At 67.9% G+C, this 6,667-nt stretch carries 8 protein-coding genes; 5 read left to right on the top strand and 3 right to left on the bottom strand.

Features of this window, described 5'->3' with window-relative positions; translation table 11 throughout:
• On the bottom strand, positions 1-244 hold a 244-nt coding region (locus A5698_RS07400; protein ID WP_197506701.1), incomplete at its 3' end, for a hypothetical protein.
• A 139-nt stretch (positions 245-383) separates the two neighbouring features.
• Here A5698_RS07400 and A5698_RS07395 point away from each other — a divergent pair.
• The 3 genes from A5698_RS07395 (at position 384) to A5698_RS28490 (ending at position 4,169) form a co-directional block, all read left to right on the top strand.
• Positions 384-848 (top strand): hypothetical protein, encoded by a 465-nt coding sequence (locus tag A5698_RS07395; RefSeq protein ID WP_068295072.1) that lies wholly within the window; start codon positions 384-386, stop codon positions 846-848.
• 117 nt (positions 849-965) lie between these two features.
• Positions 966-2,573 carry an amidohydrolase gene (locus A5698_RS28495; RefSeq protein WP_068295069.1) on the top strand — a complete coding sequence of 536 codons (1,608 nt, stop codon included), beginning with the start codon at positions 966-968 and terminating at the stop codon, positions 2,571-2,573.
• Positions 2,574-2,603: 30 nt separating this feature from the next.
• Positions 2,604-4,169 carry a long-chain-fatty-acid--CoA ligase gene (locus tag A5698_RS28490; protein WP_068295065.1) on the top strand — a complete coding sequence of 522 codons (1,566 nt, stop codon included), beginning with the start codon at positions 2,604-2,606 and terminating at the stop codon, positions 4,167-4,169.
• Here A5698_RS28490 and A5698_RS07380 read toward each other — a convergent pair.
• Both A5698_RS07380 and A5698_RS07375 read right to left on the bottom strand, forming a co-directional pair.
• Positions 4,166-4,789, bottom strand: coding sequence for an SOUL family heme-binding protein (locus A5698_RS07380; protein WP_068295063.1), 624 nt, complete (start codon positions 4,787-4,789; stop codon positions 4,166-4,168). The two genes, A5698_RS28490 and A5698_RS07380, sit on opposite strands and share 4 nt — an antisense overlap.
• Positions 4,786-5,271, bottom strand: coding sequence for a TspO/MBR family protein (locus A5698_RS07375; RefSeq protein WP_068295059.1), 486 nt, complete (start codon positions 5,269-5,271; stop codon positions 4,786-4,788). The genes A5698_RS07380 and A5698_RS07375 overlap by 4 nt, the downstream gene beginning before the upstream one ends.
• A 102-nt stretch (positions 5,272-5,373) precedes the next feature.
• Between A5698_RS07375 and A5698_RS07370 the strand changes: the two genes are divergently transcribed.
• Complete coding sequence (locus A5698_RS07370; protein ID WP_502688883.1) at positions 5,374-6,330, top strand: o-succinylbenzoate synthase; 957 nt, start codon at positions 5,374-5,376, stop codon at positions 6,328-6,330.
• Positions 6,331-6,372: 42 nt separating this feature from the next.
• The coding region (locus tag A5698_RS07365; RefSeq protein ID WP_156670641.1) for an oxygenase MpaB family protein at positions 6,373-6,667 on the top strand (295 nt) is incomplete at its 3' end.

Below are 6,667 nucleotides of genomic sequence, written 5' to 3'. Positions count from 1 at the left end.
CACCGCCCGCGATCGCGCCACCGCCGTTGGCGCCGGTAGCACCGCCGCCGATGGTGCCGATCGCACCGCCGCCGATGTGGCCCATGCCCCCCATCCCGCCGATGCCCCCCATACCTCCCATAGCTGGTGGCGCCATCGGCGGCGGTGCGATCGGCGCCATCGGCGGCGGTGCGATCGGCACCATCGGCGGCATCGGCGGGGGAGATATCGGCGGTATGGGAGGCGTGGGCGGTATGGGAGGCATGGGCCACGTCGGCGGTGTGGGCGGTATAGCTGGGATGGGAGGAATGCCGGGACACGTATGACGCTAAGTGATGCAGAGCTTTTCGTCGCGACTACCCGGCCAGGGCAACGAGGAACCAGCCTCAAACGAGAGGAACGGCATGACCATCACTCGCACGCTGTCCGCAGCGTGCATCGTCGGCGCCGGCGTGGCGATAGGATCGGCCGGCAACGCTTGGGCCGGCGGCTCTCCACAAGCCCCGGGCGAACTGAGCGGCACTTACACCTATCACTCCGACACCGGCAGAGTTAACACGTGGGTGATCACGCCGTGCGGTTCAGGATGCGCCGACGTAGCCGTCACGCCTGTCACCGATACCAGGGTCACGCCGTACGGCGGACGGGCCCTGTTGGACAACGGCCGCTGGAACATGGCCGTCCAGTACGCCCAGGCGATTCGGTGCAAGCCCCCGAACGACAGTGTGACTGTTCCGGGCACAGTGGCGTTTTCGTTCGAAGCGGTGACGTTGGAGGGAACCGCCGTCAACACGCAGGATGCCGCGGCGTGTGGCGATCCGGCCGGGGCGACCTACCAAAGCGGTTTCACTTTGACGAAAGTCGCCTAGGTCGCCGAGTGAAACACCGCGGCCCCGTTGATAAGGCGAGCGGAATCTCGCTGGGCGCTGGACATGAATGGCGAAAAAACTTCGCCGGCTTCCCGCCAAGACTGCGAAGATGGCGTGATGCCGGCCGCTGACCTTGTCATCCGCGGAACCGTCCTGACTGTCGACGAGAATCGGCCGACCGCCGAGGCGATCGCGGTCGCCGACGGCCGCATCGTCGCGGTCGGCACCCGCAGCGAGATCGACGGCTGGGTGGGCCCGGGCACCGAGATCCGCGACGTCGACGGCTGCGTGATGCCGGGCTTCGTCGAGGCGCACGGGCACCCGTTGATGGAGGCGATCGTGCTCTCCGAGCGGATGGTCGACATCCGGCCGGTCACACTGCCCGCCGCCAATGACGTGGTCGCCGCCATCCGGTCGGAGGTCGCCAAGCGCGGTCCGGACGGGGCCTACCTCAACGGCTGGGATCCGTTGCTACAAACCGGTTTACCGGAGCCAACGCTGACGTGGCTCGACGGCGTCGCCCCCGACGACCCGCTGGTGATCGTGCACAACTCTGGTCACAAGGCCTACTTCAACAGCGCGGCCGCGCGGCGGTTCGGGCTCACCCGCGACACCCCCGACCCGAAGGGCGCACGCTACGGCCGCGACACTCACGGCGACCTCGACGGCACCGCCGAGGAGACCGCCGCCGTGTTCAGCCTGCTGGCCGGGGTGATCGACCCGACCGACTACCCGGCGATGCTGCACGCCGAACTGCAGCGGCTCAACGCGGCCGGGCTGACCACGTGTTCGGAGATGGCGTTCGACCCGGTGTTCCGCCCGGTGATCGAGGGGCTGCGCGGCGATCTCAGCGTGCGGCTGCGGCTCTACGAGATCTCCAACGCCCAGATGTCCACCGACGCGACACCGGGCAATGGTGACGATCTACTGCGCCAGGTCGGGATCAAGATATGGGTCGACGGCTCACCGTGGATCGGCAACATCGACTTGTCGTTTCCGTACCTCGACACCGACGCCACCCGCACCATCGGCGTCGCGCCCGGTTCGTGCGGATGCGCCAACTACACCCGCGAGCAGCTCACCGAGATCGTGCACGCCTACTTCCCGCAGGGCTGGGCGATGGCCTGCCACGTGCAGGGCGACTCCGGCGTGGACACGATCCTCGACGTCTACGACGAGGCGTTGCGGCTCTGGCCCCGCGACAACCACCGGCTGCGCCTCGAACACGTCGGCGCCATCCGCGACGATCAACTACAACGCGCGCACGACCTCGGCGTCGTGTGCAGCATCTTCGTCGACCAGATCCACTACTGGGGCGACATCATCGTCGACGGCTTGTTCGGCGCCGAACACGGAAGCCGTTGGATGCCCTGCGGATCCGCGGTCGCCACCGGTATGCGGATCTCGCTGCACAACGATCCGCCGGTCACTCCGGAGGAACCGCTGCGCAACATCAGCGTCGCGGCCACGCGCACGGCGCCGAGCGGACGCGTGATCGGACCCGAACAGCGCATCTCCGTCGAACAGGCGATCCGGGCTCAGACGTTGGACGCCGCCTACCAGTTGTTCGCCGACGACGTGGTCGGCTCACTGGAAGTGGGTAAGTACGCCGACCTGGTGGTGCTCTCGGCCGACCCGCGTAGCGTCGCGCCCGACCAGATCGCCGACCTCGAGGTCCGCGCGACCTTCCTCGCGGGACGGCAGGTTTACCCGAAAGCGGTCTGACCGCACGGCGGTCATGGCACCCTTCATGGCATGTCTGACCTGCATGACCCGCGATTTCTCGACGAACGGCTCGCGCACTGGGCCGAGACCAAGCCTGACGCCGAGGCGATGACCTATCTGGACCGCACCTGGACGTGGTCGGAGTGGAACGACCGGGTCCGCCGGCTGGCCGGCGCGCTTCAACAAGCCGGCGTCAAACGCGGTGACGTGGTGGCGTTCCTGGACAAGAACCACCCCGCCTGCGTCGAGCTGACCGTGGCCGCGGCGTCGCTGGGCGCGTCGAACGCGATCATCAACTTTCGCTTGGCCGCGGACGAACTCGACTACGTGCTCAACGACTCGGGCGCCAAGCTGCTGATCGTGGGCACCGAGCTGAAGCCGACGATCGACAAGATCCGCGACAAGCTCACCGACGTCGAAAAGATCATCGAGGTCACCCCGGAGGGCGGCGACGGCGACCAGTACGAGGCGTTGCTCGCCGACGCGACGCCGGTCGGGCGCGCCGACGACGTCCAGCCCGACGACGTCGCGATCATCATGTACTCCTCGGGCACGACGGGGCGCCCCAAAGGTGTGCAGATCACGCAGGCCAACCTGATTGCGCACACGATCCACGCGCACAACGGTTGGGCCTTCGACGAGGGCGACAAGAGCATGGTGTCGATGCCGCTGTTCCACGTCGGCGGATCGTCCTACGTCCAGTTCGGCATTCACGACGGCGTACCAACCGTGATGACCCGCGAGGTCGACGGCGCCTCGCTGGCGGGTGCAATCCTCAAGGGCGCCAACCGAACCTTCCTGGTGCCTGCGGTGCTGGCCAAGGTGCTGGAGTCCGGCGAGGATGCCGTCAAGTTGTTCGGCGCCCTCAAAACGTACGTCTACGGCGCCTCGCCGATGCCACTACCGCTGTTGCGGGCGGCGCTGGAGGCCTGGCCCAACACCGATTTCATCCAGGTGTACGGGTTGACCGAGGTGTGCGGTGTGATCAGCCAACTGCTGCCCGACGACCACCGCTCCGGCACCGAAGAGCGGTTGGTCAGCGCGGGCCGGGTGATTCCGGGCGCCGAGGTCCGAGTGGTGGACCCCGACACGTTACAAGACGTGGCTGCCGGCCAGCAGGGCGAGTTGTGGTTCCGCACACCACAACTGATGAAGGGCTATCACAACAAGCCCGAGGCGACGGCCGAGGCGATCACCAACGACGGGTGGTTCCGCACCGGAGACATCGGCCGCATCGACGAGGACGGATACATCTTCGTGGAGGACCGCCTTAAGGACATGATCATCTCAGGCGGCGAGAACATCTACTCCATCGAGGTCGAGCGCGTCATCGCCGAACATCCCGCGGTGACCGACGTCGCGGTGATCGGCGTCCCCGACGACAAGTGGGGTGAGGTGGTCAAGGCCGTTGTGTCGGTCGAGGATTCGGTGACGCCGGAGGAGATCATCACCTGGTGTCGGGAGCGGCTCGCGGCCTACAAGTGCCCGAAGACGGTCGACATCACCGACGAGTTGCCCCGCAACCCGACCGGCAAGATCCTCAAAAAAGAACTGCGCAAACCGTACTGGGAGAACCGCGACCGCGCGACGGTCTAGTCGGTCGGCCGGACCGGGATCGCGATCTCGTTGCGGCGGCGGAACGGCAGCGTCCAGGGTGGGTCGTAGAACCAGGACTGCGCCTTCCCGACGGCCTCGATTCCGTTGGTGCGCAGGGTATCCGAAAGCTCGCGCGTGCGTTCGGCGACGGCGCGCGGGCTGCGGTCACCGGTGAACCGCAGGACCGCGACCGTCTCGCCGGGCACCTCCACCAGCCGCACCTGGTCGTCGTCCGGGGTGGGCAGCGTGTCCAGCGTCCACTTCGACGGCATGTAGAAGCGGATCGTCGAGTTCTGCCCGTCGTGGGCCTGTGCGACCGGCGCCGTCATCGCGATCTTCTCGCGGGTCTGCTGGCTGACCGGGGCGGTCATCGCGATCGTCGCGTCGCGGTGGTTACCGCCGAAGATGTATCCGGCCAGGCGGCGGAAGCCGATGTTCCTGGCGCGGTCCTCGTCGGCGTCGACGGTGGTCTCGGCCGCGATGCGGGGGCCGTAACGGCGGATTTCCACCCGGTCGGACAGCTTCGTGGTCAGGTGGTGCGGTTCCTCGGTGCCCACTCGGATGCCGACGAGCGAGAACACCGACTCCGCGACCTGGCGCGGGATCTCCAGTACCTTCATCGGCGTCGGTTCAGGAACCAGATGTGCGACGACAGCACGGTCGCGAATGCACACCACAGCGGATACAACGCCAGCGGCGCCGCTTGGGCCCCCCGCACCTGTACGGCACGGCGCGTGAGGTCGGCGCTGCTGGCGGCGAGCGCACCCGCCGCCACGGCCGACGTGGCGAGCTTGCCCTGGTTGAAGAACAACCACGACCAGCTGCCGTTGAGCACCAGGTTCACCCCGAGCGCTGCCATGTAGCGGCGCCGCTCGCGTGTCTGACCGCGGCGCTCGAGCTCGTCGAGGGTTGCCGCCGACGTTGCGGCGATGTCGGCGTACAGGATCGGCCAGACGATCGGAAAGGCCTGCGCCGGTGGCTGATACGGGGGCTTGCGCAGTTTCGCGTACCAGAAGGACTGCGAATCCTTGCTGGCCAACCCACCGACGACTGCCGTCGCCGTCACCGCCAGCGCCGTCGAGGCCAATGTCTTCAGTTGCACGAGGTGCTCCTAGGAACGAATCACAATTAGTTAAGCAACTGAAAGGTAGCCGCGAACCGCGATCGGTAAACCTCCCGATCCCGAACCGGCAGGATGGTCCGCATGCCGCAGCTCGACGACATCCTCGATCGGATGCATGTGGTCGCGCTCCCGATGCGGGTCCGGTTCCGCGGGATCACGGTCCGCGAGGTGGCGCTGATCGACGGTCCGGCCGGCTGGGGCGAGTTCGGGGCGTTTCTCGAATACGAACCTCCCGAGGCCGCGCACTGGCTGGCGTCCGCGCTCGAAGGCGCGTACGAACCACCCCCCGACGTGCGGCGCGACCGCATTCCGATCAACGCGACCGTGCCTGCCGTGGACGCCGCGCGGGTGCCCGAGGTGCTGGCCCGCTTCCCCGGGGCGCGCACGGCGAAGGTCAAGGTCGCCGAGCCGGGGCAGTCGCTGGCCGACGACGTGGCGCGCGTCAACGCGGTGCGGGCCGTGGTGCCGACCGTGCGAGTGGACGCCAACGCGGGCTGGAGCGTCGACGAAGCGGTCGCCGCGGCGACGGCGCTGACCGCCGAAGGACCGTTGGAGTACATGGAACAGCCGTGCGCCACGGTCGCGGAACTGGCCGAGCTGCGGCGCCGCGTCGACGTCCCGATCGCCGCCGACGAGAGCATCCGCAAGGCCGACGACCCCCTGCGGGTGGTGCGCGAAAAGGCCGCGGACGTCGCGGTGCTCAAGGTCGCGCCTTTGGGTGGCGTGCGGGCGCTGCTCGCGATCGCCGCCCAGATCGACATTCCCGTCGTCGTCTCCAGTGCGCTCGATTCCGCGGTCGGGATCGGCCGCGGTCTGCTGGCCGCCGCGGCGCTGCCGGAGCTAAGCCATGCGTGCGGCCTGGGCACGGGAGGATTGTTCGTCGACGACGTCGCAGAAACCCGGCCCGCCGAGGACGGACACCTGCTTGTCGCTCCAGTGACCCCCGATCCGGCGCGGCTCTCGGGGCTGGCCGCGACGCCCGAGCGCCGCCGATGGTGGATCGACCGGGTGCGCGCCTGCCATCCATTGACACGTTGACACAAATCACTAGTCTCTGTGTCAACGCGCATCGGAGGCGACATGACCCAGACGGCCGAGGCACTACCTGTACGTAAGACGGCCGACGGGGTGCGTCCGAAAGTCATGCGGGAGTTCCGCAAACACAGCGGCAGCGCCTTCGGTGGGTTCTTCGGCGCCGCCGCCTTCGACGAGGTGGCGCTGGTGCCGGTGGCCGCCGCGGTGGACAAGACCGGCCGCTTCGAGGCCAACTTCGCGGATCGAGGGGTGCGAAGTGGGTTCTCGGCGTTCCTGGCGATCTGGGGCGATCCGCACGACCGCGCGGAGGAGGGGGAGCGGCTCAAGCGGATGCACCGTG

The organism is Mycobacterium sp. E136 (assembly GCF_001666865.1).
GTDB lineage: Bacteria > Actinomycetota > Actinomycetes > Mycobacteriales > Mycobacteriaceae > Mycobacterium.
The sequence above is the reverse complement of the archived record's forward strand: the minus strand, read 5'-3'. Positions and strand labels throughout refer to the sequence as shown.